This is a genomic window from Corynebacterium sp. KPL3927 (genome assembly GCF_040225835.1).
Lineage (GTDB): Bacteria > Actinomycetota > Actinomycetes > Mycobacteriales > Mycobacteriaceae > Corynebacterium.
The window spans coordinates 13,897-37,866 of the sequence record NZ_JBEHGD010000008.1; the positions used below are offsets into that span (position 1 = coordinate 13,897).

At 58.7% G+C, this 23,970-nt stretch carries 24 protein-coding genes and 2 pseudogenes; 12 read left to right on the forward strand and 14 right to left on the reverse strand.

Annotated elements, in window-relative coordinates; genetic code table 11:
* Window positions 1–49 precede the first annotated feature (49 nt).
* A complete protein-coding gene (locus tag ABRP86_RS05675) occupies window positions 50–1,396 on the reverse strand; it encodes a Na+/H+ antiporter family protein (protein WP_349862971.1) in 1,347 nt (448 codons plus the stop codon).
* 65 nt (window positions 1,397–1,461) lie between these two features.
* Window positions 1,462–1,785 (reverse strand): chorismate mutase, encoded by a 324-nt coding sequence (locus ABRP86_RS05680; RefSeq protein WP_005279891.1) that lies wholly within the window; start codon window positions 1,783–1,785, stop codon window positions 1,462–1,464.
* 118 nt (window positions 1,786–1,903) lie between these two features.
* Between ABRP86_RS05680 and pcrA the strand changes: the two genes are divergently transcribed.
* Window positions 1,904–4,447 (forward strand): DNA helicase PcrA, encoded by a 2,544-nt coding sequence (gene pcrA, locus ABRP86_RS05685; RefSeq protein WP_349862973.1) that lies wholly within the window; start codon window positions 1,904–1,906, stop codon window positions 4,445–4,447.
* On the opposite strand, the gene ABRP86_RS05690 is transcribed toward pcrA, so the two are convergent.
* The 3 genes from ABRP86_RS05690 to ABRP86_RS05700 all read right to left on the reverse strand — a co-directional run bounded on the left by ABRP86_RS05690 (window position 4,444) and on the right by ABRP86_RS05700 (window position 8,269).
* Window positions 4,444–5,202, reverse strand: a complete 759-nt coding sequence (locus ABRP86_RS05690; RefSeq protein ID WP_284771812.1) for a M23 family metallopeptidase — start codon at window positions 5,200–5,202, stop codon at window positions 4,444–4,446. The genes pcrA and ABRP86_RS05690 overlap by 4 nt on opposite strands.
* Window positions 5,203–5,624: 422 nt before the next feature.
* Complete coding sequence (locus tag ABRP86_RS05695; protein WP_349862976.1) at window positions 5,625–7,265, reverse strand: histidine-type phosphatase; 1,641 nt, start codon at window positions 7,263–7,265, stop codon at window positions 5,625–5,627.
* Window positions 7,266–7,513: 248 nt separating this feature from the next.
* On the reverse strand, window positions 7,514–8,269 hold the full coding sequence (locus ABRP86_RS05700; RefSeq protein WP_023025928.1) for a M23 family metallopeptidase: 756 nt from the start codon (window positions 8,267–8,269) through the stop codon (window positions 7,514–7,516).
* 517 nt (window positions 8,270–8,786) lie between these two features.
* On the opposite strand from ABRP86_RS05700, the gene ABRP86_RS05705 reads away from it, so the two are divergent.
* The 5 genes from ABRP86_RS05705 to ABRP86_RS05725 are packed head-to-tail and all read left to right on the forward strand — an operon-like array spanning window position 8,787 to window position 14,379.
* On the forward strand, window positions 8,787–10,517 hold the full coding sequence (locus ABRP86_RS05705; protein WP_198010495.1) for a cell division protein PerM: 1,731 nt from the start codon (window positions 8,787–8,789) through the stop codon (window positions 10,515–10,517).
* Window positions 10,518–10,539: 22 nt separating this feature from the next.
* Window positions 10,540–11,148, forward strand: coding sequence for a phosphoribosylglycinamide formyltransferase (gene purN, locus ABRP86_RS05710; RefSeq protein WP_198010497.1), 609 nt, complete (start codon window positions 10,540–10,542; stop codon window positions 11,146–11,148).
* A 27-nt stretch (window positions 11,149–11,175) separates the two neighbouring features.
* A complete protein-coding gene (gene purH / locus ABRP86_RS05715; RefSeq protein WP_349862978.1) occupies window positions 11,176–12,708 on the forward strand; it encodes a bifunctional phosphoribosylaminoimidazolecarboxamide formyltransferase/IMP cyclohydrolase in 1,533 nt (510 codons plus the stop codon).
* A gap of 31 nt (window positions 12,709–12,739) precedes the next feature.
* On the forward strand, window positions 12,740–13,729 hold the full coding sequence (locus ABRP86_RS05720; protein ID WP_349862980.1) for a hypothetical protein: 990 nt from the start codon (window positions 12,740–12,742) through the stop codon (window positions 13,727–13,729).
* Window positions 13,730–13,761: 32 nt separating this feature from the next.
* The gene (locus tag ABRP86_RS05725; protein WP_349862982.1) at window positions 13,762–14,379 is read left to right on the forward strand and encodes a hypothetical protein; all 618 of its coding nucleotides are present in this window, start codon (window positions 13,762–13,764) and stop codon (window positions 14,377–14,379) included.
* A gap of 60 nt (window positions 14,380–14,439) precedes the next feature.
* Here the strand turns inward: ABRP86_RS05725 and ABRP86_RS05730 are convergent, their stop codons facing one another.
* The 6 genes from ABRP86_RS05730 to rpmB form a co-directional block, all read right to left on the reverse strand.
* A complete protein-coding gene (locus ABRP86_RS05730) occupies window positions 14,440–15,159 on the reverse strand; it encodes a TetR/AcrR family transcriptional regulator (protein ID WP_349862984.1) in 720 nt (239 codons plus the stop codon).
* Window positions 15,160–15,270: 111 nt separating this feature from the next.
* Window positions 15,271–16,053, reverse strand: a complete 783-nt coding sequence (locus ABRP86_RS05735; protein ID WP_349862985.1) for a putative nucleotidyltransferase substrate binding domain-containing protein — start codon at window positions 16,051–16,053, stop codon at window positions 15,271–15,273.
* Between the two features lie 324 nt (window positions 16,054–16,377).
* Complete coding sequence (gene rpsR, locus ABRP86_RS05740; RefSeq protein ID WP_023025961.1) at window positions 16,378–16,632, reverse strand: 30S ribosomal protein S18; 255 nt, start codon at window positions 16,630–16,632, stop codon at window positions 16,378–16,380.
* 15 nt (window positions 16,633–16,647) lie between these two features.
* Window positions 16,648–16,953: a 30S ribosomal protein S14 gene (gene rpsN / locus ABRP86_RS05745; protein WP_005279906.1), complete on the reverse strand. Its 306-nt coding sequence runs from the start codon at window positions 16,951–16,953 to the stop codon at window positions 16,648–16,650.
* A 3-nt stretch (window positions 16,954–16,956) separates the two neighbouring features.
* Window positions 16,957–17,121, reverse strand: coding sequence for a 50S ribosomal protein L33 (rpmG, locus tag ABRP86_RS05750; protein ID WP_023025964.1), 165 nt, complete (start codon window positions 17,119–17,121; stop codon window positions 16,957–16,959).
* Between the two features lie 2 nt (window positions 17,122–17,123).
* Window positions 17,124–17,360: a 50S ribosomal protein L28 gene (gene rpmB / locus ABRP86_RS05755; protein WP_005279911.1), complete on the reverse strand. Its 237-nt coding sequence runs from the start codon at window positions 17,358–17,360 to the stop codon at window positions 17,124–17,126.
* A gap of 517 nt (window positions 17,361–17,877) precedes the next feature.
* On the opposite strand from rpmB, the gene ABRP86_RS05760 reads away from it, so the two are divergent.
* Together ABRP86_RS05760 and rpmF are read left to right on the forward strand one after the other, a co-directional pair.
* Window positions 17,878–18,147, forward strand: a complete 270-nt coding sequence (locus tag ABRP86_RS05760) for a type B 50S ribosomal protein L31 (protein WP_005279912.1) — start codon at window positions 17,878–17,880, stop codon at window positions 18,145–18,147.
* Window positions 18,148–18,162: 15 nt separating this feature from the next.
* Entirely contained in the window at window positions 18,163–18,336 is a 174-nt protein-coding gene (gene rpmF / locus ABRP86_RS05765) for a 50S ribosomal protein L32 (protein WP_005279913.1), read from the forward strand.
* A gap of 164 nt (window positions 18,337–18,500) precedes the next feature.
* Here the strand turns inward: rpmF and ABRP86_RS11655 are convergent.
* Both ABRP86_RS11655 and ABRP86_RS11660 read right to left on the reverse strand, forming a co-directional pair.
* Window positions 18,501–18,636: pseudogene (locus ABRP86_RS11655) on the reverse strand (IS1249 family transposase); the annotation flags it as partial.
* 37 nt (window positions 18,637–18,673) lie between these two features.
* A pseudogene (locus ABRP86_RS11660) lies at window positions 18,674–18,795 on the reverse strand (transposase-like zinc-binding domain-containing protein); the annotation flags it as partial.
* Window positions 18,796–19,337: 542 nt separating this feature from the next.
* On the opposite strand from ABRP86_RS11660, the gene ABRP86_RS05770 reads away from it, so the two are divergent.
* The 3 genes from ABRP86_RS05770 to ABRP86_RS05780 all read left to right on the forward strand — a co-directional run bounded on the left by ABRP86_RS05770 (window position 19,338) and on the right by ABRP86_RS05780 (window position 21,748).
* Complete coding sequence (locus ABRP86_RS05770) at window positions 19,338–20,819, forward strand: S1C family serine protease (protein WP_349862987.1); 1,482 nt, start codon at window positions 19,338–19,340, stop codon at window positions 20,817–20,819.
* A 61-nt stretch (window positions 20,820–20,880) separates the two neighbouring features.
* Window positions 20,881–21,489 carry a MogA/MoaB family molybdenum cofactor biosynthesis protein gene (locus tag ABRP86_RS05775; protein ID WP_023025969.1) on the forward strand — a complete coding sequence of 203 codons (609 nt, stop codon included), beginning with the start codon at window positions 20,881–20,883 and terminating at the stop codon, window positions 21,487–21,489.
* Window positions 21,490–21,517: 28 nt separating this feature from the next.
* Window positions 21,518–21,748: a hypothetical protein gene (locus tag ABRP86_RS05780; protein WP_349862989.1), complete on the forward strand. Its 231-nt coding sequence runs from the start codon at window positions 21,518–21,520 to the stop codon at window positions 21,746–21,748.
* Window positions 21,749–21,860: 112 nt separating this feature from the next.
* Here the strand turns inward: ABRP86_RS05780 and mscL are convergent, their stop codons facing one another.
* Window positions 21,861–22,358, reverse strand: a complete 498-nt coding sequence (mscL, locus tag ABRP86_RS05785; protein WP_023025973.1) for a large-conductance mechanosensitive channel protein MscL — start codon at window positions 22,356–22,358, stop codon at window positions 21,861–21,863.
* A 243-nt stretch (window positions 22,359–22,601) separates the two neighbouring features.
* Here mscL and dcuC point away from each other — a divergent pair, with 243 nt between their 5' ends.
* Window positions 22,602–23,969 (forward strand): C4-dicarboxylate transporter DcuC, encoded by a 1,368-nt coding sequence (dcuC, locus tag ABRP86_RS05790; RefSeq protein ID WP_349862991.1) that lies wholly within the window; start codon window positions 22,602–22,604, stop codon window positions 23,967–23,969.
* The last annotated feature ends 1 nt before the right edge of the window (window position 23,970 follow it).

Consider the following 23,970-nt stretch of genomic DNA (forward strand, 5'->3'; position numbering starts at 1 on the left):
CCACCGTAGTCGAGAATGAGTGCCAACGGCACCGCGAAGAGTGTGGCGTTTAGAGGATGAGGGCGCCTGCCCAGCCGGCGATAAGTAGTGGGATATTGAAGTGAATAAAGGTAGGGATGACGGAGTCACGGATGTGATCGTGTTGGCCATCGGCGCCGAGGCCGGCGGTGGGGCCGAGGGTGGAATCGGAGGCGGGGGAGCCGGCATCGCCAAGCGCGCCTGCCGTACCAATGAGCGCCACTGTGGCCGCGGGGCTAAAGCCGAGCGAGGCGCACAGGGGAACGTAGATTACGGAGATAATGGGCAGGGTGGAAAAGGACGAGCCGATGCCCATGGTGACCACCAGGCCGACTAAGAGCATGGCGCCTGCGGAGAGGAACTTATTGGTGCCAAAGAGGTTGGCGGTGGCATCGACAAGCGGGCCGACTTCCTCCGTCGCCGTCATGACGGAGGCAAAGCCCTGCGCGGTGATCATGATAAAGCCGATAAGCGCCATCATTTTCATGCCGTTGGTAAAAACGTCATCGGCGTGCTTCCAATCCACCGCGCCGGAAATGAGCAAGATGCCCAGGCCGGTCAAAGCGCCGACGAGCAGGCCATCGGATTCAAAATCGAGCGCCTGCATGATGATTTGGACGGCGAAGGTGGCAATAATCGCCAGTATGGAGACCCAGATTTTATACCTCGAGGGTGTTTCCTGGTGCTCTTCGGCGGCAATAGGACGGTCCTCGTACTCGCGCGGGGCGCGGTAGCTGATAAAGATCGCGATGAGCAGGCCGGCGAGCATGCCCAGGGCGGGGATGGCCATGACCTGCATAATATTGATATTGGAGGTATCCAGGCCGGCCTCTTCGATATTAAAGAGCAAAATATCGTTCAAATAAATGGACCCGAAGCCCACCGGAATGAACATGTAGGTGGTGATAAGGCCGAAGGTCAGGCACGTGGTGATAAGGCGTCGATCCAGCTTGAGCTTATTCATCACCGCCAATAGCGGCGGGACGAGTAGCGGGATGAAGGCGATGTGGACGGGGATGAGGTTCTGGCTCATCACGGCCATGGCGATAAGGCCAATAACGAGCATCCACTTGGTGGTGGCCGCGGCCTTGGGATCTAATTCGCCGGTGTCGCCGAGCTTGGCGATGAGAAAGTTGGCCAGGATCTGCGGCAGTCCAGCGGAGGCAACACCCATCGCGAAGGCACCCAAGAGGGCATAGCTCAGGGCAATCTTGGCGCCGCCGCCAAGACCGTCTTGGAAGGCGAGCATGGTGGCATCGAGGCCCATGCCGGATAGCAGGCCGCCGACGATTGCGCCGATGAAAAGCGCCACCACCACGTGCACGCGCAGGAGGGTGAGCGCGAGCATGACGATGACGGCGATGAGTACTGCGTTCATGCCCCGAAAGCGTACTGCATAGTATGGGTTAGTCCGTAATTAATCCGAGGGTTGAAAGGGTGGCCTTACCCCAGGCGTCCGCGGCCCATGCGCAGCAAAGCAGAGGCGATGGTGGGGCCTTCCTCGCCAAGCTCCGCGCGAAACTCATTGAGGATGGCGATCTCGCGGGTGTGTACCAAGCGCGTGCCTCCGGAGCTCATGCGGGTGCGGCCCACCGCGCGGGAGACCTCGGTGCGGCGCTTGACGGCATCCAAGATGATTTGGTCAAGGCGGTTGATTTCCTCGCGATACTGCTGGATTTCCGCATCAGATAGGGGATCATCCGTGCCGGTGGGCGTGCGGATATCCAAACCATTGTCAACGATGGATTCATTATCTTCAGCGGTCATGGTCCCTTATTGTGCCACTTCGCCGTGCCATCGTGCTACTTGGTCAAGGTTTTGGAAAGCGCAGTGTATGCCGCAAATACCGGCCATGTCCGGTGGGGCTAGTAGGTTGGTAGGCATTATGACGAATAACTCTCCATTTAGCCCTTCTCCCACCCCGCGCGAACCCGCCTCCGGCACTACCTCCCGCGGCGGCTTTGCCCCTAGCCAGCCCGAACAGCAGAATCCTTTTGGCAGCACGCCCAGGCCCGCGGAATCCGATCCTTTAACCCAAGGTTTGAACCCGCAGCAATTAGAGGCGGTCACCCATACCGGCAGGCCCCTGCTTATCGTCGCCGGTGCCGGTTCCGGTAAGACGGCGGTGCTTACCCGCCGCATCGCGTACCTCATGCGCCACCGCGGGGTAAACCCGTGGGAAATCCTCGCCATTACCTTTACCAATAAGGCCGCCGCAGAGATGAAAGAGCGCGTGGGCTCTTTGGTAGGGCCGGTGGCCGAGCGCATGTGGGTATCTACCTTCCACTCCATCTGCGTGCGCATTTTGCGCCAGAACGCGCAGCTCGTACCGGGGCTTAATACCAACTTCACCATTTATGATGGCGACGATGCCCGCCGGCTTCTCTCCATGATTGCCAAGGACATGCAGCTGGATCTGAAGAAGTACACCCCGCGCGTGCTGGCGAACCAGATCTCCAACCACAAAAACGAGCTCGTGGGCCCAGCTGAGGCGGCGGATAATGCGCAGCAGACCAAGAACCCGTTTGAAACAACCGTGGCGGATGTCTATGCCGAGTACCAGCGCCGCCTGCGCGCGGCCAATGCGGTGGACTTCGACGACCTCATCGGGGAAGTAGTGCGCATTTTCACCGAGCACCGCCAGGTGGTGGAGTTTTACCGCCGCCGGTTTAAGCACGTGCTTATTGATGAGTACCAGGACACCAACCACGCCCAGTACGCGCTGGTAGCAGCGTTGGTGGGCAAGGGCGAGCTGGGCCCCGATGCCCCAGAGCTGTGCGTAGTGGGCGATTCCGATCAGTCCATTTATGCCTTCCGCGGCGCCACCATCCGCAATATCGAGGAATTCGAGCGCGATTACCCGCAGGCGCACACCATCTTATTGGAGCAAAACTACCGCTCCACGCAGACCATTTTGAACGCGGCCAATGCCGTTATTGCGAAAAATGAGAATCGCCGGGAGAAAAACCTGTGGACCGCGCATGGCGATGGCGAATCCATCGTGGGGTATGTGGCGGATAATGAGCACGATGAAGCCCGCTTTATCGCTGCAGAGATTGACGCGCTGGCGGATAAGGGCCACAGCTATTCCGATATCGCCGTGATGTACCGGACCAATAATGCCTCCCGCGCGCTGGAGGATATCTTCATTCGCTCCGGCATTCCCTATAAGGTAGTTGGCGGAACGCGCTTTTATGAGCGCCGCGAAATCCGCGATATGGTGGCCTACCTGCGTATTATGGATAACCCGGACGATACGGTGAGCCTGCGCCGCATCATCAACGTTCCCAAGCGCGCCATTGGTGATAAAGCCCAGGGCCAGATTGCCCTGCACGCGGAAAACCAGGGGATAAGCTTTGGCAAGGCGCTTGCCGATGTCCCCCGGGGCGACGTCCCCGGCCTCGGCACCCGCGCCGTTAATGCCGTTACCAAGTTCAACGACATGATGGATGGCATCCGCTCACAAATCCCAGGCATGCGCGATGAGGTAACCGGCCAGCCCGATTTGGGCGAATTGCTCACCGCCATCCTGGATGCCACCGGCTACAAGGCGGAGTTAGAAAATTCCAACGATCCGCAGGACGGCGCGCGTCTTGATAACCTCAATGAGCTGGTCTCCGTGGCCCGCGAATTTACCTCGGAGGCCGCCAACCAGATGGCCGCCGCTGGTGCGGATGCCGTCGATCCCAATGAGCTATTAGAAGAAGGCGAAGCCGCGCCGGGCTCGTTGCAAGCCTTTTTGGAGAAGGTCTCCCTAGTTGCGGATGCGGATCAGATTCCGGATTCTGAAACCGGGGTAGTAACCATGATGACCCTGCATACGGCGAAGGGCTTGGAGTTTCCCGTCGTCTTTGTCGCCGGCTGGGAGGACGGCCAATTCCCGCACATGCGCTCGCTGGGTAACCCGAAGGAATTAAGCGAAGAGCGCCGCCTGGCCTATGTGGGCATTACTCGCGCCCGCGAAAAGTTGTACCTCACGCGCGCCATCTTGCGCTCTGCGTGGGGCAATCCGGTAACCAATCCCGCCAGTCGCTTCCTCGCCGAGATCCCAGAGGATCTCATCGACTGGCGGCGAGAGGATTCCGATAGTGACCTCACCGGTTCCTGGGGAGCCGATGACTATCAGTATGGCCGGAGCTATCGCCGCGGTTCTAGCGGCGGCTATTCCGGTGGTGGGGGTGCTGGGTTTGGCCAGCGCGCTACGTCTTCCCCTTCGCAACGCACTCGCCAGCCTGCAGCTAATTCCATGCCGAAGAATAAGAACCTCAACCTTGCGGTAGGAGACCGTGTCAACCACGCGAAGTACGGGCTCGGAACCGTGATTGAAACGGCCGGTTCCGGTGCCCGCGCCACGGTGACCGTGGACTTTGGTTCCTCCGGCAAGGTGCGGCTCATGCTCATCGGCGGCGTGCCGATGGAAAAGCTCTAGACCGAAATCCCGCGTTCGTCGAACCAGCCCACTGGGTCAACGGCTGCGCCGCCGCCTGGGTGAATTTCGAAGTGCAGGTGCGGGCCGGTGGAGTGGCCCTCACTGCCGATATCCGCAATGTGGTCGCCGGCCGAAACGTGGTCGCCCACGTTGACGCGCAGCGAGTTGGCGGGCATGTGGCCGTAGACAGAGATGCTGCCATCGACGTGCTGGATGCGAATCCAGTTGCCAAAGCCTTGTGCCGGGCCGGAGTTAATGACTGTGCCGTCCATGACGGAGTGGATCGGGGTGCCGACTGGGTTAGCTACGTCGATGCCGTTGTGCATCGCGCCCCAGCGCATGCCGAAGCCTGAAGTCAACGTGCCGGAGGTGGGGAAGACCACCGTATTACCAGCTGCGTCCTTGCCACGCTCAGGGGTGAGGCCGGAGCGGTCTCCTTCGGGAGTGAAGGCTTCTCCCAGGCCTGGAACGGAGGAGGGGTCTAAGACGATGTTGACCCCGCCGGAGTCATTCTGGCTAAGTTTCGGGGTGGCATCGCCGTTGAGTACACCAACGGCGGTATTTGCGAGGCCGACGGCGGCGTCGATAACGCCCGCGTTGTCGACGTTGGTGGCTTGGGGCTCAGAGGAGCCATTGGAAACGTCCACGCTGGCCACTGGATCAGCAGCAAAAGCGGAGGTGCCGGTAGCAAAAACGGTGCCAAGCGTGATGATGCTTAGCGCTACATTCCTGCGTGCACGGTTCATGCGCTTCATAAGTTTAAGTCCTTTTCATGGCTGTGCATGGTCTCGAGGCGTGCAAACCTTAAAGGTTTGGCGTCTTTCAACTGCCCCCTGCGACACGCCGGGGAATGGAAATACCCCATTTGACGTTCGCTTGTGGCAACGAGTTAAAAGTTAGCCTGCCCATGGGTGCCGCGCAATCTGGAAAAATGCTGGTAGAAACCACGATCATTCGAAAAGTTTCGAACATGCCAGCTTGTTGTGCGTGTTACGAAAGTGGCTAAAGTTGCAGGTTTGAAGTACTGGTTTAAGCTCTGGGGGTAGCTATCGGGGGGTAGGGTGGTTTGAGCGCTGGGGAAGGACCGTAAAAAGCCGTCTACCTGCGACAAGGCCCTGTACTGGACTCGGCTGAAAGCGTCTTGTGGCCCCGTCGGGCGGGGCCATCCCTAAGGGCGCTAGAAAGGGAGCTGACTGCTAAAATTCTGCAGTTGCTGTTGAATTTGTGGGCCGAAAGCGTTGACCGCACCGATTCCTATACCGATGGCCAGTGCGCCCGCAAGGGCACCGATGATCCCCCAGAACTGCGGCTTGGAAGAGAGGGAATCAGCAACCGGTGGTTGGTGATCTGTCGCGTCTTCAGCATCCATGAGGTGGGCTTGAGAGTGATCTGAGGTGGAGCCTAAGGGCAAGCAATCTGCCAGCTCTTCGATAGTATAAAAAGTTGAGTCGGCGGTAATGGGCTCACAGCCATCGTGGAATGGGATTTCCTTTTCGTTGTAGAGCATCCGCACGAGGGTCTCTCCGCGATCATTTTGGAATGCGTCCCATTGAATATTCGCGCCCATCGGCGAGACGGCATCACCACGCCATGCGGAGTTATCCCAGCTGTATAAATCTTCCTCTGGGACACCGTGCTCGGAACCGGGCAGCTTCAGTAACGCGGCAAGCGGGATGATGGTCTCGGCGTGGCCGAAGCGATAATTGGCGGCTACCTCGCCGCCAGCAGCGCGGTCCTCAACGTTTCTAATCATCTCTTCGAGCAGTGGTTCATAGTTGTCGTAGGCAACTGTCTGGCCCTGGATAGCCGGGCCTTTCTCGTAGAAGTCTTCTACGTCAAGCAGGTAAGCGAAGGTCGGCCCGTTAGTATCGTCCATGTACTCATCAAAGATCCACCCCTCCGCCGGGGCCTTTTCCTCGTGCTCCAAAGCTGGAGCGATGATGTATAGGTTGTAAAACTGCAAGGCCGCATCGACGATGCCTTCAACGGATTTATCTTCCTTTTCTCGGGCGGAAAAGTGAACGGAACCATCTGCTAAAGCATTGATAAATTCGGGCGCAAAAATCTTAGCCAGTAAGCTGCGTGCAGCCTGTTGTGACTCTGGCTTGGCGTAGGCCTGTTGTACTTTTTCCTGTAAAACCTGAGAGTCCTTCCACTCCGTATAGCGCTGATAGGATGCAGCGTTTTTATCCTTGTGTGCGTACATCAGGTCAGGGCGTGCGGCGATGTTGACGTGGCCGTCTGTCATTTCATCATCCAAGTGCTCAGTCAGTGCGGGAGACTGTTCCAGTAGACCTTCCCCGAAGTTCCACCCAGAGTCATTGGCGCGGTCCTCTCCTGAGGAAGTAAAGCTCACCTTGAGGTCTTCGGCAGCAATCGGTCCCAGTAGCTCCGCATTGCGTTGTGCATTGCGCTTGCCGATGCCCATGAGCTCTTCTCGTCCCACTTCCGTCAGATTTCCATAACCGGCTTCTTGGCCAGGTCCACCGGATAGCTCTTGGTTTACCGTTATCATGGCCTCCACTTGCGGGATGAGCTTTGTGCCGAGCTCGGTGAGCTGACCGCGTTGTTGGGCATACTCCAGCATCTGCTGCGCGAGGTCATCGTATTTAAAGCTTGATAGCCCGCGGGATCCGTGGCGATCTACCGTTGAGGTGTAAATCTGGTGAAACCCACTGGGGGCTTCGGCGTAGCTTGATCCCTGTGGCTGGTAATGCTGCTTGGTGGAGTAGTAGGTGGTGCCTTCGGAAGCTAGAGCTGGTGCGGGCGCGAGGGCACAGCTAAGGGCAGTGATGAGGGAGAGAGTGCGTGTCCGCATATGAGTATTCCTTGTGGAGGGCTGGATAAAAAGACAGCTGACAGCTTAAGGGCCGCATCTTGCAAACACATGGCATGTAGGTAAATTGCGGGAATACTTTTCGGCCCTAGGCGGTGTGTACGACGCGTTGGCGAACGGGGATTGATTTTTGCGGTTGCGAGCGAGCGGAGGTGGAAGGGTGCCGCTAGGTATAGCAAAAGCGCCGCAGGGGATATCTGCGGCGCTTGAACAAGAAGGAAAGAAGGCTCTTAGAGCTGGATGCCTCGCTCGGCCAGCCATGCCTGTGGGTCAACGGCGTCACCGGAGTTCGGGTGAACCTCGAAGTGGAGGTGGGAACCGGTGGAGAAGCCCATGGAACCCATGCCAGCGATCTTCTGGCCTGCGTGCACGTGTTCGCCCACGGCAACGTCGAGGGTCTGCATGTGGCCGTATACGGTCATGGTGCCGTCATCGTGGAGGATGCGGATCCACTGGCCGTAGCCGGAGGCTGGGCCGGAATCGATAACGGTGCCGTCCATGATGGAAAGGATGGGGGTTCCGATGGCGTTGGCGATGTCAACGCCGGAGTGGAACGAACCCCAGCGCGGGCCGAAGCCAGAGGTGAAGGCGCCTTCAGCGGGGCGGGCAATGGAAGGGGCGCGAGCTGCAAGGTCCTCGGCGGCGCGGTCAGCGGAAGCCTGGATGGACTTGCTCAGCTGGTCAACCAGGTTGGTGACCGGCTTTGCCTCAGCCACGTTGAGGATCTGCGGCGCAGCATCGGAGGAACCGGCTGGGGCGTCATTAACCTCGGAAGTATCAGCGGCAAGCTTGTAGTCGACAGACTGCGTCGTGGTGGTGGTAGATGCAGTGTTGTCGGACTCAACGTTTGCGGCAGCTGCGCCGCCTACGCCGGCGGTGGACACGGCACCGGCTGCAACGGTCATGACAGCGATACGACCCTTTGTGGTCTGCGAGGTGACAATCTTGCGATGGCGGCCGGCGCCACGCTGAACTTTGCTTCGCATTAAATCTTCTTTCGTGTCTTTCACAATCTTCAAAAAGAGCGTTACATCGTCTCTGGGTTAGTTACGAGATTGTGACCTTCTTGTTACCAACGAGATGTAACAGTAGCGTCTCAAAAAGATAACAGCAAGCCAAAAGTGAATATTTTCTCGCGCTGGTCTGGAATAAGCCTACATGCAGGCAACTTCTGGAGAATTTTACGCATAGTGCGATATAAATCTCTTAAAACCAAGCCCCCGTGGTAGCCCCGAAGCTGTAACAGTGCGCCTTCGGAGCCGGTTGCGGAGGCGCCGTGGCGTGAAATTACTGTGGCCAGTGGGGGATAAGGGGGAAAACTTCATTCCTTATATATATGTCTACAGTAGTTACTGAAGAACTCCACGGTGATTTTGGAAGTGCCTCGTCGCGCCACCCCGCTACCGCGCGCAAAAGGTGGCAAAGTGGACGCCGATGAACAAAAACACCAGCCCCCAATCTCGGTCAACGCCCCGCCCGCGTAGCCAGGCGCGGGGCCGGACAGTGCAGACAGAGCGCGCCCCTCGTGCGCCCCACGCCACAGCGACGCAAAAGCCGCACAATTCCGCAGAACGCGTCGCGCGCAAAGCTGGGTCGAAGGCGAAGGCCCGTCGCACTCCGGCCCCGCTGACGAAAGCGGGGCGCATCCGCCAATTATTCATGTCGGCGGCCCTGCCGAATATTATTGTTGTCCTTATTATTGTGGCGCTCGCTTTTGGCGCGCTCTTGCTCTTTGGATCGCCCCTCGCATGGTTGCCCACCATCGTGGCGGAAGCGTGGATGGTCTTTAACCTCGCGCCGGTATCGGCGGCCGGGGTGGACCTGTCGTTCTTGCCTGCCTTGCCCGCACTCATCCTCGCCACGGTGGTGGCGGTGCGCGTGCGCGCCGCGGTAAAACACAAAGTCAGCGTGAAGGACCTAGCCATACTCGTCGCCTGCGTGGTTGGCGTCCCCGTGGTGTTGACCTGCATTGCCTGGGTGATGCTGTGGGATGCCGGCAAGGTCTTTGACGTTTCCCCGCCCAACCTTGCTGCCGCGCTGGCCCGGGTTATCGTGGTGCACTTGACCGCGATGGCAGCGGGCATGGGTACCCGCTTGTGGCGCGCCTTGGCTAAGCGCTATGGCGCCCCGCCGCTGCTTGTCGATGCCGCCCTTATTGCCCTGCGCTACCTCGCCTACCTCGCCATTGGCGCGGCAGTAGTCTTCGTGCTGGTCTTCATCGTCAACTTCTCGCGCCAAGGGGAGATGATGGATGAGTACCCTTCCATATCCGGGCTGGGAATTTTCACCCTCATCTTGTTGAGTCTGCTGTATATTCCTAATGCCATCGTCAGCACCGGAGCAGTGCTGGTGGGGTCGGAGTTTTCGGCAGGAGAAGCGCAGGTAAGCCTTTTTAGCACCCACCTTGTTCCGCTGCCGCCGCTGCCGATTACCGGTGGCATTCCGGCCTCCTCGCCGGGGTGGGCGGTTGTGTTCATGGTGGTTCCCCTCATCGCGGCGACGCTGTCCTTGTATAAGAAGCGCCCATCCTTCCAGAAGGTGCTTGCAGCTACGGTGGCTACCGCGGTCATCATGTTCTTCGCGTGCTACCTGGTCAGCGGCACGCTGGGCTATTACGGCCACACCGGCCCGCACCTGTGGACCGCTGCCGGCCTTGCCGCGCTGTGGTTCGCCGTCGTCGGTTTGGCCGTCGCGGCAGCCTTTGCGTTCATGACTTGGCGGGACGCTCGTGCAGCCGAGGCGGAGGCTACCGAAGAGGATTCAGACGGTACCGAAGAGTCGGCAGAAGATTCGGCTGCAGAGGACACCGCTGACGCAGAGAGGTCTGATGTGGACACGGACGATGCAGAAAATGCTGAAGCCGACGATGCTGATGCCGAATCTGGGGAAAGCGAATCCGACGAGGATGAATCGGAGTCGAGTGACGGCGATGCCGCTGAGTCCGCTGCGGAAGAAACAGAGGATGCAGCCGACGACGATGACGCTGCCGCAGAATCCAAGGGCAGCGCAGACAGCACCGACGAGGTCATCGAAGGGGAGGTCGTTGAAGACAGCGACGACGACGATGACGCGGAAAGTACCGCGGGCGATGGTGGGGAAGAAGGGGCATCGGAAAGCAGCGAGCGCGAAGCGGCTGAAGACCCCGAGATCCTGGAAGGCGAGCTCGTGGAAGAGGACGCAGATGAGGGCAACCCTGACGCGGCAGATTCTACTGAAAGCGGTAGGAGGGACTAGGCTATAGCGCGTGACTTCACCGATGCCACCACGCGCTACTGCTGCCACTGATCGCCTACGAGTTGTCGTGCTTGTCTCTGGGACGGGCTCGCTTTTGCAAGCCATCTTGGATGCCCAAGATGGGCGCTACCGTGTGGTGAAAGTGGTGGCGGATAAGCCGTGTCGAGGTATTGACCGCGCCCGAGAACGCGATATCGATACCGAGATCGTGGAAATGGGCGCGGACCGTGCCGAATGGAATACATGTCTGGCTGATGCAGTAGCTGCTGCGCAGCCAGACATTGTTGTTTCTGCAGGCTTTATGAAGATTTTGGGGGAGGGCTTCCTCCGCCGCTTCGAAGGTCGCACCATCAATACCCACCCGGCGTTATTGCCCGCGTTTAAGGGCGCGCACGGGGTGCGCGATGCGTTGGAATACGGCGTGAAGGTCACAGGCTCTACCGTCCACTTCGTGGACGCGGGCGTGGATACCGGCTCCATCATTGCGCAGCGGCCGGTGGCCGTGCGGGTAGACGATGATGAGGCCAGCCTCCACGAGCGCATTAAAAAGGTAGAGCGCGAACTCATCGTCGATGTGCTGCGCGCGGCGCAGCCCCGCGGCGAGGAACTTTTTATTCAACTCGCAGACTAAGACTTTTCGAAAGGCTTAATCCTCCTCATGAGCGAAGACCGCAAGCAGGTAAAGCGCGCACTCATTAGCGTGTACGACAAGACGGGGCTGGAGGATCTGGCCCGCGCACTTGATAAGGCAGGCGTAGAGATCGTCTCTACCGGCTCCACCGCCAAGAAGATTGCAGACCTGGGAATCGAGGTCACCCCGGTTGAAAAGCTAACCGGCTTCCCCGAGTGCCTGGAAGGCCGCGTCAAGACGCTCCACCCGCGCGTGCACGCCGGGATTCTGGCCGATACCCGCAAGGAAGACCACCTAGCGCAGCTCAATGAGCTTGAGGTAGAGCCCTTCCAGCTCGTCGTGGTCAACCTGTACCCCTTCCAGGAAACCGTAGCCTCCGGCGCGGACTTCGATGGATGCGTGGAGCAGATCGACATCGGTGGGCCTTCCATGGTGCGCGCGGCGGCCAAGAATCACCCGTCCGTTGCCGTGGTCGTGGATCCGGCGCGCTATGGCGAGGTAACCCAGGCCGTTGAAGAGGGTGGATTTAGCCTTGACCAGCGCCGAGGGCTTGCCCGCGATGCCTTCCTCCACACCGCTAACTACGATGCGGCGGTTTCCGCATGGTTCGTTGACCAGCTCAGCGAAGGCGAGGAGACCACCTCGCTGCGCTACGGCGAGAACTCCCACCAGGCCGCCACCGTGACCCGGATTGGCACCAAGGGTTTGGCTAACGCCAAGCAGCTCAACGGCAAGGAAATGAGCTACAATAACTACCAGGACGCCGATGCTGCGTGGCGCGCGGCCTGGGACCACGAGCGGCCCTGCGTCGCGATCATCAAGCACACCAACCCGTGCGGCATTGCCGTATCGGACGAGTCCATCGCTGCAGCCCACCGCGCGGCGCATGCCTGCGACCCAATGTCCGCATTCGGCGGCGTCATCGCCGTCAACCGCGAGGTCAGCGTAGAGATGGCCGAGCAGGTCAAGGGCATTTTCACCGAGGTCATCGTCGCACCCGCCTATGAGGATAAGGCGCTGGAAATCCTGCAGAGCAAGAAGAACCTGCGCGTGCTTTTGGCCGAGCCAGAGGAACAGGGCGAGGAGCGCAAGTACATCTCCGGCGGCGTGCTGCGCCAAGAACCGGATACCTACCAGGCCGAGGGCGATAAGCCCGAAAACTGGACCCTGGCAGCGGGCGAGGCCCTGAGCGACGAGGACTTGGCCCAGCTCGAATTCGCTTGGCGCACGGTGCGCGCGGTTAAGTCCAATGCGATTCTGCTGGCCAAGGACAACGCTACCGTGGGCGTGGGCATGGGCCAAGTCAACCGCGTGGATTCCGCCAAGCTTGCGGTCGAGCGCGCCAATACGCTTGCCGATGCCACCAACCGCACCCAAGGCTCCTTCGCCGCCTCCGATGCCTTCTTCCCCTTCGCCGATGGCTTGCAGGTGCTTCTCGATGCCGGCGTCAAAGCCGTTGTCCAGCCCGGCGGCTCCATCCGCGATGAAGAAGTTATCGAGGCAGCTAAGGCCGCTGGTGTTACGATGTATCTCACTGGAACGCGCCACTTCGCTCACTAGCGATAGCGCCCGAGACCTAAGGAGCCTGGCCATGTTCGCACCAACCCACACCGCACCGAGGCGTACTACACCGAGACGCATGGCGCTCGGCGGCCTAATGATCGCCGGGGCGCTGTGTCTTAGCGCGTGCGGGCAGGGCGAGCAGGAGCCGGAATCAGAGCCGGGCATCGCCAAGCAGGCGACGTCGCGCTCTACGGAGAGCACGGCGGATAGGGCGGATAGGGAGGATAGCCCTCGCGATGCCGCAGCGCAGGATGAGGCTGCGCCGGCTGATGCCCAATCCGATGCCGCGAAAGCTGCCGAAGATGGCGGGCCGGCTGTGGCTGGTGATTTGCAAAGCGAACTCGACCGCATCGCCGCCAACTACGGGAATGTGGGCATCGCGGTGTCGGATGGCACCACTACCGTTGCAGCCGGGCGCACCGCGCCCGAAACCGCCTGGTCCACCTCCAAGGTGCCGGTGCTCATCGCCGCGCATCGCGCAGGGCTCATTGGCCCGGACGTGGTCACGTCCGCGATTACCTATTCCAATAATGAGGCGGCGCAATCCGCCTGGGACGCCCTTGGCGGTGGCGCACAAGCCGCCCAGGCCGCGCAACAAGTACTTGCCGAGGCCGGCGATACCACCACCCAGGTACAAAGCCAGGTCACCCGCCCGGAATTTAGCGCCTTCGGGCAAACGCAGTGGAGCGTGGGCGACCAAGCCGCATTCATGGCGAAGCTGCGCTGCGTCAACGGTGCGGAGCCCATCCTCAGCGCGATGTCTACGCCCGACCCCGCCCAAAGCTATGGCCTGCGCAATCTAGAGGGTGCTGCCCTTAAAGGTGGCTGGGGCCCAGATACCGCCGGCGGCTATGATGTGCGGCAGATGGGTCTTGCCACCATCGGCGGCCGCGAGGTTGCGGTAGCACTCATCGCCTCGGCCCCCGATGGTCAATACGCCTCCGCCCAACCAATACTTTCGGGCATGGCGGTCGATCTTTCCAAGGCCGACGTTGCTTGGCCGAGCCCAGCTTGTTAGCCCTCACCCCGGCTTGTGAGAAAGGACTTATTATGCCGCACTTTAATCTAACTTCAGGTTTGCGTTGGGGACTGCGCCTCGGCGCGGTAGCGACTGCGGGCATCGTTTTAAGCGCCTGCAGCAATGGAACGGATGGGGAGCAGCCCGAATTTTCTGGTGACAGCGGCATGACCACCGTAGAGAGCACGACGGATATCTCCGCAGAAGAAACCTCGACGACCGAGTCCCCGGAAACCGAGGAGAAAGAACCACCCGTGGTGACGGTGACCGAAACCGAACAGGAACAGGCGCAGGCACAGCCACCGAAAAACAATAATGGTGGCGGAGGTGACCTCATCGATGGCCTGGGTGAGTACGGCTGGACCGATATTAATACCTACGCCGATTGCCATCGTTTTGAGCGCGTCGTCTTCGCGGGCAAAGGTCCAGACGGCAGAGCGATTGTCTGCGAAAACACGGGAGGAACGCTGACCTACCGGTCGACCATCTTCGGCGGCGAGTTTACCGGGCCAATCATTGGCCAAGATAGTGGCAACTACTACGTGGATGCCACGCCCTCGACCATTGTCGTAACCTCCAGCGGGATTAGCGTGCGCGAAGGCGGCGGACTGGCCGCCACTGCGGACTTTTCTGAATCCTGGCAACGTTAACCACTGGTAAGTGGTTAACGTCGCCACAAGGATGTGGTTAGCGAAGCCACAAGGAAACAGTTAGCGAGACTTTTTCTTCTTGCGATCAGCAGCGGCCGCCGCAGCCGCAGAGATCGAGTCATTGCGGTTCTTCAGTAGCTCAAGCGTCATGGCTTCGGCGTCCTCGGGGACTGTGGCGCCGAGGACGGCAAGGGCGGCATCGGCAAGCATGGCGGCAGTCTCCGGAACCGACTGGGCCGCGGCATAGGGAGGCGTGCCATCATTGGGGCGCATCTCGATGACGGATAGCGCGACGTGGAAGGGCAATTCGATGCGCGGATCCGCATCTCCCACAATCGCGGCGGCGGTGGTGCGGAAGTGGTTCTGCAGCCGCTCGCGGGAGCTGTGATACTCCGAGAATTCAGGCGAATTGGCCACCGGCAACTGGTACAACCGGCCGACGTTCCAACCGCTGGTGAGCAAAAGGCGCGATTCCGCGGCGACCAGCGACCACAGGCGCTGCTCGGGCTCGGCATCGGAATCTACCAGCTCATCGGCAAGCTCCAGCGAGGGCTCGATGGTGGAATTAAGCAGTGCGAGGAAAATCTCCGTCTTGGAGGGAAAATGGTAATACAGCGATGCCTGCCGGATGCCCACCGCGTCCGCGATTTGGTGGGTCGACGTCGTGGCAAAGCCCTGGGTGGTAAATAACTCTGAGGAGGCGTCCAGAATCTCTTCCCGGGCGCTATTGCCTCTGCGGCGGGGGCTATGTTTACGCGGCCTACCGACGTTTCCTGACATGCGGCGGACGCCTCCTTTCTCTCAGCAGAAAATGCTTTTACTCAACAACTCTACAGCCCCGCAGCCAGACGGCGCGGAGCGCATGCATGGTCACAGCATTTTGTGGCGATTTTAATGTGCGCCATCCGCGGCGCGTTGGGAGATGGATTCGAAGGTCGCAGACACCATGCGGCAAGCTGTGCCATAGGCCGTGCGCTCCAGCGGCGGGAGATCCTGCAGCGTGGATTCGCGGCCGTGCACATTGTCGAACCAGCGTCGCATTTCTACCGAATACCCTGTGCGCCACGCAAGATCCAAGGTCTCTGCGTCCTCCGCTGTGAGCATTCCGCGTTCTTGACCAATGGCGAGGCGATCGACCGTAGGTCGCGGCCCCGGTGCCGCCCACCGCGCAATGGCGGCGATGGGGGATAACAGCATGGATTTAATATCCACGGCCGCGCTGCGATCGGGCAAACCGCCAACGCGCTGGAGCAATGGCGGACGCTGGGCCAACGCCTCCTCCAACAACGCCTGCTCGCCGCCGTGGCCTAAAGGCAGGCCAGCATCGACGCGCGCTGCCATGGAATCGGCTGCTTGGTGCACCTCTAGGCCAACATCGCGAAAAACAGACTCCAAGTCGCTGTCTTCTCCCATCCACTCGATGGGCATGCTGGGCAGCTGATCCCCGCGCGCCGCCGCGCCGGTTAACCGGACATCCGCGTCCACGCCTGGGGTGCGCACGATGTCTGTCAGTAGCCGCGAAAACCAGGAGGCTAATTCAATCTCATCATCCTGGTGCGCTACCGCATTGCGCAAGACATCTTGTGCCTCCGCCAACAAGCCGCGAGCGGTTGCCCGGGATTGGCAATGGGGAGCAAGCTCCGAAAGATCGAGAAGGGATTGGTGCAGGGCCATACAGTCACTGCCTTTCACTCATTACAAAGCGGTGCGCTTCTAAAAGTTGTGCGGCGCAGGATTGCTATAAATGTAACACTTATGTGAAAGCGCAGTAGCGCTTGGGGGAGTGTGCAGCGGGTTCGTCGCGTCCGTGGCAGTGGGCGTTCGTGGACGAGTTTTGCGGCTGGTGTTGCCGCGGCGTGTGGCGTTTGCGGCGTAGCGAGACCCTAAAAACGACTTTCGCCGCCTCACCTCGAAAGGCGGGGCGGCGAAAGTTTATGGTTCTTTTACCGTGTCACACTTGCCAGCGGCAAAAGTGCGCTGTTGATACCCAGCTACTGTTTAGCGGGTGGTGAACGGCAGGAGAGCCATTTCGCGTGCGTTCTTGACTGCGGTAGCAACCTGACGCTGCTGCTGCGGGTTCAAGCCGGTGACGCGACGGGAACGGATCTTGTGGCGATCCGAGATGAATAGACGCAGAGTCTTGGTGTCCTTGTAGTCCACCTTCTCAATGCCCTCAGCCTTCAAAGGGTTCTTCTTCGGGCGACGGCTCTGCTCCATACGGAACTTCTTTTGGTTATTGCGCTTATTAGCCATTGTGCAATTACCCCTTTACCAGCTGGACTTGCGAACGCCCGGCAGCTCACCACGGTGAGCCATGCCGCGCATACGGACACGGGACAGGCCGAACTTGCGGAGGTAACCGCGTGGGCGGCCATCGGCTGCGTCGCGGTTACGAACGCGGGCTGGGGAAGCGTCACGAGGCTGGCGGTTCAGTTCGAACTGAGCCTCCAAACGCTCCTCATCCGGGGTGTTCGGGTTCTTGATGATCTTCTTGAGCTCAGCGCGACGCTCCGCGTAGCGGGCGACGATTTCCTTGCGCTGCTCGTTCTTAGCGATCTTGGACTTCTTAGCCATGAATTATCGCTCCTCGCGGAATTCGACGTGCTTGCGGGCGATCGGATCGAACTTCTTCAGGGAGATGCGATCCGGGTTATTGCGCTTGTTCTTACGGGTCACGTAGGTGTAACCGGTGCCCGCAGTGGACTTCAGCTTGATGATTGGGCGAATATCGTTACGTGCCATACTTAAATCTTCTCCCCACGTGCGCGGATCTTGGCAACAACGGACTCGATGCCGTCGCGGTCAATGATCTTCATACCCTTGGTGGAAACATTCAGAGTAATGGTACGGCCCTCAGAGGGCAGGTAGTAGCGACGACGCTGCACGTTGGGGTTCCAACGGCGCGAAGTGCGGCGGTGCGAGTGCGAGACCTGCTTGCCGAATTCCGGCTTGCGGCCCGTTACCTGGCAAATAGCCGACATGGGTCTTCTTTCTCCTAGCCGCCCACATCGTGGCTATAAACGACTACGTGCCGACTGCCGTGTGAGGGTGGCAGTGCTCAAAAAGTGAGGTGTGAGCAGGTGCGGCATCGTCGTCAAAAACCAGTAGACGGGGCGTAATACGTATATTTTGACAACAGCAAGAGCAAATCTTACAGCCTTACTCGCGATATACCTAATCGCTACCGCAATCGCCCCGTACTTAATGTTGTTCGCGTTGTGTTGGAGATCGAGCAACTGTAACCAAGGCATTGGGGGAGGTTCGAGGCCTTACTATAACGAATGAGGCGCATATGCGCGCCTGTGGCGACTGTGGTTGCCGCAGGTGAGCAATTTCGTATATATGGCCGTGGAATGTAGGATAATTCAGGTTATCGGTCGGCGCGCATTGTGGCGCCGGGCGAGCTGTAACTGTACATCCCAACTCGGGCACGATCCGTACCGGCATAGCAGCCCAGTGTGCGGAACCGACCCGTAGTCCAACCCTGAGGGAATATATATGAAGAAAGACATCCACCCGGATTACCACCCAGTGGTCTTCCGCGATGCTGGTACCGGTCACTCCTTTTTGACCAAGTCCACCGCTACCTCTTCTCGCACCGTTGAGTGGGAAGACGGCAACGAGTACCCGCTCATCGTCGTTGACGTTACTGCTGAGTCCCACCCGTTCTGGACTGGTGCACAGCGCGTTATGGATACCGCTGGCCGTGTCGAGCGCTTCAACCAGCGCTTCGGTGCCATGGCTCGCCGCAAGAAGAAGAACGCGTAAGGAGAAGAAAAGAAAATGGCAACTCCTAAGTTTAAGAAGTCCCGTGCGAACACCCACGCACGTCGTTCCCAGTGGAAGGCTGACAACGTCGCCCTCCAGGAAGTCACCATCGACGGTCAGACCGTGCGCATCCCGCGCCGTCTGGTCAAGGCCGCTAAGCTCGGCCTGGTTGACGTAGAGCAGTTCTAAGCCTGCATTCAATCCCACCCCCTCCCGGTTGCTTTTAGTGACTGCGAGGGGGTTGCGATGTTTTAGGCTCCTAGGTGGGGTATTAAAAAGGGGTTAAACGACAAAATGTGTTGTTTTCTGGCGTGTCGGGGTAAACGACATTTTGTGTTGGTGGACTGCGTGGTTTAGGGCATGTGGCCTTTGCGTATTCCCATAGAGTGGTTGTAGGCAACTGTCGAAAGTTGCTGGTCGGCCGTATTCACGGCCGATGGTGGCTTGTGTTTCTTGGTTGGCTAGGGTGTGTGCTTTGGCTCGTGGGTCTGCGCCCTGATTCGCCCACTTTCCTGGGTCGGCCTCTAGCGCGAGTGACAGTGGCTTTACAGGCGTTCCATCGCCATCGCTGGTGCATAGGTGCTTGTAGTCCCGTATTTTGGTGCACACCTCGCTACAGACGGGGCATCGAGGATGATTCTTACTCATCCATTCATCGTGAACCTCAGCGCTTAGCACATCAGCACGCCCCCGGCGGTATTTCAGGTCCGAGGCTGCGTTATGTCTCCGGATAAGTGAAATAATCCTAATACCAGCAGGCCAGACGGGCTAAACATATAACTTCACCAACACATCCTGTCGTTTAGGCCTTAAAAAGCGCCTTTCGGCCAGGGTGGCGCTAGGCCGTGGGGGAGGACTTGAGCCGTGACAGTGCTGTCTACTCCTTGGGCCTTAAAGACTTAGCGAAATCCACTTCAAATTAAAGCAAGGCTAGCCATAAAGTAAATATAAAAGTGCGCTAATCTGATGGTGGATCAGTCTTATTCCTCGGTGATTGTGTTCACGGCGGCTCGGGCACCAGAATGAAAAATGCTTAGTGGGGCGATGGTGGAGGCGTGTGCGAGCATGAAGGAGGCGACGGGTGCGGCGAGTTTAACCAGCTTATTGCCTACAGTAACTTCACAGGAACTTCTAGTACGTTGGCAGAGTAGTTTAAGTTGTGACTAAGCGAAGCGAGGCATAGTGTTCCTATGAACATGAGGAATGATGACAACCGCGGCAATAATGGCCAGTCGCACGGTGTCCCGCAGGAACCCTACGATACGAACAATGGACAAACGCCGTATAGCCAGCCGCGCGGTGGGCAGCAGGATTCTGGATCCGCTTATTCCAATGGAACCTATTCCCAGGGCTGGAACCAGCCGCGCATCAACGAGCAGGAGGCACGAGCTTCCGCACACGGGCAGCACACCCCGCCCAGCAATCGCCTTTTTGGTGGCGCTCAGCAGAGTGGTACCCGCGGGCAGGATGAAACATCTAGCTTCGCTAGCCAGTACAGCGAGTACTCCCAGCAGGGGCCTGCAAATAACCAACCCGGTCAGCCGCCTGTGCCTGGGGTAACGCCGTTGCCGCCGCAGCCAAAGGAGAAAAAGAAGATCGGGCTTGGCGTGGCGACGGCAATCGCTGCCGTAGCGGCAATCGCAGCAGGCTCCATTACCGGTGTGGTCGTGGGCAAGAACCAATCCAGCAGCGGCACGTCCGTGGTTAACGAGGCTCTTCATAGTCAACCGGCCGCCAATAGCATGGGTAAGGAGCCAGAGGAAGGTTCGGTGGAAGCGGTTTCCGCCAAGGTTTTGCCGGCCGTGGTATCCATTCAGACCGCCACTCGGACCTCGGCTGCCGAAGGTTCTGGCTCGATCATTTCTCCCGATGGTTACGTGTTAACCAACCACCACGTCATCGCCGGTGCGGAACAGGGCGGCATCATGCAGGTGACCTTGAACGATGGCAGCAAGCACGAAGCTGATCTCGTGGCTTCCGATGCCAATACGGATGTCGCCGTCATCAAAATCAAGGACGTGCAAGACCTACCGCACTTGCAATTCGGTAACTCGGATGCGGTAGCGGTCGGCCAAGAGGTAGTCGCCGTCGGTTCGCCGCTCGGCCTCAATGCCACGGTGACTTCTGGCATCGTATCCGCAAAGAACCGTCCGGTGCGTGCGTCCCAGGAGGGTGGCGAGTCTTCGCTTATCGATGCCATCCAGACTGACGCCGCCGTTAACCCCGGCAATTCCGGCGGCCCCTTGGTGGATATGGACGGCAATATCGTCGGTATGAATTCGATGATTGCCTCGTTGTCTGATAAAGCCACGGGCGAGGGCGGATCTATCGGCCTTGGATTTGCCATCCCTTCCAACTTTGCCAAGCGCATGGCGGATGAGCTCATCAATAAAGGCCAGGTAACTCACCCCACCTTGGGGGTTAAGGTCTTGGCGCGCGATGACGGTAATGGCGCGCGCATTGCCGAGGTCGAGCCGGGCAGCCCAGCGGAACAAGCAGGATTGAAGCAGGGCGATATCGTCACCCGCGTCAATGACCGGCTGATTGAAAACGCCGATGCGCTTATCGCGGCCGCTCGTTCCCAGGACTTCGGTGCGACCGTCACCTTGGAAGTATCCGATGGAAATTCGGATGATACTCGTCAGGTAGAGGTAACCCTGACGGGCGAGTAGATTAAAAGCCAGCCCGCGCCGTGTCCGCATTGCGCCCCCGACGTTTCTTTGAAGGAGAAAAATGGCAGACTCTCAGCAAGACTTGACCGATTCGACCAGGTTGGAGGATTCGGCTTCCACAGACGCTTTGCGGGATGTGGCGGAGCCGGATGATGCTTACCTCTTGGCCAGTGAGAAGGAGGACCGAGTGGCGGCGCCGCGCCGCGCGCTCGTTGTGATCGTCACGGATCACCCCGGCGAAAATTCAGATAGCACCTCCAAACTGGTTACTGAACTTTTAGCAGAGGCGGATTTCCGCATCGATGGTTCGGTGGTCGTGCGCTCGAAGAAATCCAAGATCCGGCAGGCTATTGAAACCGGCGTCGTCGGCGGTGTGGATCTCGTGCTCACCGTCGGCGGCACTGGCGTGGGCCCGCGTGATAAGACCCCGGAAGCTACCACTGGGGTCATCGATAAGATGGTGCCGGGCGTGGCCCAGGCATTGCGCTCTTCTGGTCAGGCCTGCGGCGCGGTCGATGCGTGTGCATCCCGCGGTATTTCGGGCGTTTCTGGTTCCACCGTCGTGGTCAACCTCGCACCGTCGCGCGCTGCCGTGCGCGATGGAATGGCTACATTGACCCCGCTGGTCCACCACCTCGTGGATCAATTGCAAGAATCCAGCGTGCAATAGCGCCAAGGAAAGGGGTGGAGATACTGCCATGACCTCTCAACCACGCCGCCAGCGCAGGCGCGTATTCAGGCAATCAGATGCGTCGGAATATGACCGCAGCGCGGACCGCCCAGTAGAGCAGGAATTAGCTAGTGGAGAAGGTGCCGATGCACAGCGCATCGTCACTCTCGATGATGCCGCGGCGGAAGGCGACGGTGCTCAAGCAGCCGAGCGCGGCGAAGAGTTTTACCGCGAGAACCAGCCGCCGCACCACGGCTAATAGTCTGCGCATCCTTGTCCCGAGCCAGGAAATGCTGAAACAGTCATAACAAAAGCCCGTGGCCTCCTTCATTGCGAAGGTGGACACGGGCTTAACTGCTTCTTAGCAAGGATTAGTCGTCGTGGCGGCTGTGCTTGCCCTCAGAAGTTGTGGAGTTATCGGTGTCCTCGGCTGCAGTGGCATCCCCAAGTGCCTTATCTGCGGCGGTGACAGCCTCAGCGTTCTGGGCCTGCAGAAGATCGCGGATTTCTGCCAAGAGTTCTTCCGAGGTCGGTGCCGGCGCCTCTGGGTCCACACCCTGGCGGCGCTTAGCGGCTTCAGTGAGCTTGTTCAGCGGCATCACAATGAGGAAGTACACCACTGCGGCGATGATCAGGAAGTTAATCGCGGCGGTAATGACGGCGCCAAAGTCTACGAGGGTGGACTTATTATCGGTGATTTGGAAGCCTAAACCATCGACCTCGGCGGAGCCGAGGGAGTTAATGATCGGCTGAATGATGGAATCCGTCACGGAAGTGACGATTGCCGTGAACGCGGAACCGATGATGACTGCGGTGGCAAGCTCAACCACGTTGCCGCGCATAATGAAGTCTTTAAAGCCCTTAAGCATGGGAGAAGACGAACCTTTCTGGGGGTAGATAAGGATGGGCGTGAACCATGAGCAAGCAGGGAGTTTAGTTCAAGCTAAAAGTATTCACAACTTGGAGGGATGGAGGCTGCAATATTGTTGCTTAGTTAACTAATGCACACCGGTTGCGGTATAGGTATTTGGTGTTAGTGTGAAAGCGGAATATAAAAAATATTGTTTGTCAAAATAACAGTATTCTAATGCGTGGGCAGAAGGGATCCCAGCATGAATATCGCACTTGCTCTATTTGCCTTGGCAGTCACCATTGGTGCAGGCTACCTCCTTGTTAAAGGTCATAAGCCGGTCATCATTTTATTGCTTGCCGGGTTTATTCTCATTGCAGTTTCTACCGCGGCCAAAGCTGGCTACGGAGTTTTAGATGAGGAAGACTCCACCGGATCTCGGTGGCTAGACATCATTGGCATATTCGAACAAGTTGCTGGTAGCCAATTAACAGGCGTCGGCCTAATCATTATGGCGGCCGGCGGCTTTTCGGCATATATGAACAAGATCGGCGCTTCACAGGCACTGGTCGAGGTGCTTGCCGCCCCAATCGCAAAGTTCAAACACCCCTACATCACGCTAATCCTCACGTATTTCCTCGGCGTGGTGCTTTTTATGTTTATCCCCAGCGCTGCTGGGCTCGCTATTTTGCTTCTAGTGCTATTGCTTCCAGTGCTGAAGGCGGTAGGGGTAAGCCCCGCAGCAGCAGGCGCGGTCATCGTGTCAGCCTCTGCATTGCCTATGGGGCCGGCATCGGGAACCTCGGTGCTGTCGGCGCGAACCATTGATTTATCCCCAGTCGTCTACTTTGTTCAGTACCAGCTGATCGTGGCCATTCCTACTGCTATTGCAATTGCTATCACTCACTATTTCGTGCAGCAGCATTACGATAAGCGGGATTTGGAAGACTACAAGGAAACCGACACCATGGGCGATGGTTCTGGCGAAGCAGGCCCGAAGTGGTATGGCTTATTTCTCGCACTGCCCATTATCTTGTTGATAATCTTCAGTCCCTTGGTCAATGACAGCATCGAGCTGAGCACAGTGGGAGCATTCGTAATTGTCTGGCTATTGGCCATGCTGTGCGAAATCATCCGCCATCGTTCTTTTGCTACCGCAACTGAACAAGCCACATCCTTTTTTACGGGTATGGGAAAGATGTTTGGTGGCATCGTCGCATTGATTATCGCAGCGCAAATCTTCGCCACCGGGTTGACGGCTACGGGCGCCATTTCCATGCTCATCGATGGAGGCCAGCAACTCGGTGCCGGCGCTATCGTCATCACCCTCATGTTCACCTTGATCGTGGGCCTAGTGACGTTCCTGACCGGTTCCGGTGTCGGCGCATTTTCTTCCTTTGCCAGCCTGGTGCCTGATGTCAGCCGTGGGCTCGGTGCTTCGGCAGCGGCAGTGATTACCCCAATGGAATTTGCCAGTGGTTTATTCCGCGCGGTTTCTCCGGTCTCCGGGGTAATCATTTCCGTCGCCGGTGGCGTAGGGATTTCTACCACCGAGCTTATTCGCCGCACCCTCCTTCCAATGGGGGTTGGCTTTGTCGTGATGATCGTATCCAGCCTGATCTTGCTCTAAG

Coding starts and splice junctions, on each gene's coding strand:
- ABRP86_RS05770 (WP_349862987.1), top strand. CDS start 19,338: ATGAACATGAGGAATGATGACAACCGCGGCAATAATGGCCAGTCGCAC.
- purN (WP_198010497.1), top strand. CDS start 10,540: ATGCCACCACGCGCTACTGCTGCCACTGATCGCCTACGAGTTGTCGTG.
- ABRP86_RS05680 (WP_005279891.1), bottom strand. CDS start 1,785: ATGACCGCTGAAGATAATGAATCCATCGTTGACAATGGTTTGGATATC.
- pcrA (WP_349862973.1), top strand. CDS start 1,904: ATGACGAATAACTCTCCATTTAGCCCTTCTCCCACCCCGCGCGAACCC.
- ABRP86_RS05695 (WP_349862976.1), bottom strand. CDS start 7,265: ATGCGGACACGCACTCTCTCCCTCATCACTGCCCTTAGCTGTGCCCTC.
- ABRP86_RS05700 (WP_023025928.1), bottom strand. CDS start 8,269: ATGCGAAGCAAAGTTCAGCGTGGCGCCGGCCGCCATCGCAAGATTGTC.
- rpsN (WP_005279906.1), bottom strand. CDS start 16,953: ATGGCTAAGAAGTCCAAGATCGCTAAGAACGAGCAGCGCAAGGAAATC.
- ABRP86_RS05735 (WP_349862985.1), bottom strand. CDS start 16,053: ATGGCCCTGCACCAATCCCTTCTCGATCTTTCGGAGCTTGCTCCCCAT.
- ABRP86_RS05725 (WP_349862982.1), top strand. CDS start 13,762: ATGCCGCACTTTAATCTAACTTCAGGTTTGCGTTGGGGACTGCGCCTC.
- mscL (WP_023025973.1), bottom strand. CDS start 22,358: ATGCTTAAGGGCTTTAAAGACTTCATTATGCGCGGCAACGTGGTTGAG.
- rpsR (WP_023025961.1), bottom strand. CDS start 16,632: ATGGCTAATAAGCGCAATAACCAAAAGAAGTTCCGTATGGAGCAGAGC.
- ABRP86_RS05780 (WP_349862989.1), top strand. CDS start 21,518: ATGACCTCTCAACCACGCCGCCAGCGCAGGCGCGTATTCAGGCAATCA.
- ABRP86_RS05760 (WP_005279912.1), top strand. CDS start 17,878: ATGAAGAAAGACATCCACCCGGATTACCACCCAGTGGTCTTCCGCGAT.
- ABRP86_RS05675 (WP_349862971.1), bottom strand. CDS start 1,396: ATGAACGCAGTACTCATCGCCGTCATCGTCATGCTCGCGCTCACCCTC.
- dcuC (WP_349862991.1), top strand. CDS start 22,602: ATGAATATCGCACTTGCTCTATTTGCCTTGGCAGTCACCATTGGTGCA.
- rpmF (WP_005279913.1), top strand. CDS start 18,163: ATGGCAACTCCTAAGTTTAAGAAGTCCCGTGCGAACACCCACGCACGT.
- rpmB (WP_005279911.1), bottom strand. CDS start 17,360: ATGTCGGCTATTTGCCAGGTAACGGGCCGCAAGCCGGAATTCGGCAAG.
- ABRP86_RS05720 (WP_349862980.1), top strand. CDS start 12,740: ATGTTCGCACCAACCCACACCGCACCGAGGCGTACTACACCGAGACGC.
- ABRP86_RS05690 (WP_284771812.1), bottom strand. CDS start 5,202: ATGAAGCGCATGAACCGTGCACGCAGGAATGTAGCGCTAAGCATCATC.
- ABRP86_RS05730 (WP_349862984.1), bottom strand. CDS start 15,159: ATGTCAGGAAACGTCGGTAGGCCGCGTAAACATAGCCCCCGCCGCAGA.
- rpmG (WP_023025964.1), bottom strand. CDS start 17,121: ATGGCACGTAACGATATTCGCCCAATCATCAAGCTGAAGTCCACTGCG.
- purH (WP_349862978.1), top strand. CDS start 11,176: ATGAGCGAAGACCGCAAGCAGGTAAAGCGCGCACTCATTAGCGTGTAC.
- ABRP86_RS05775 (WP_023025969.1), top strand. CDS start 20,881: ATGGCAGACTCTCAGCAAGACTTGACCGATTCGACCAGGTTGGAGGAT.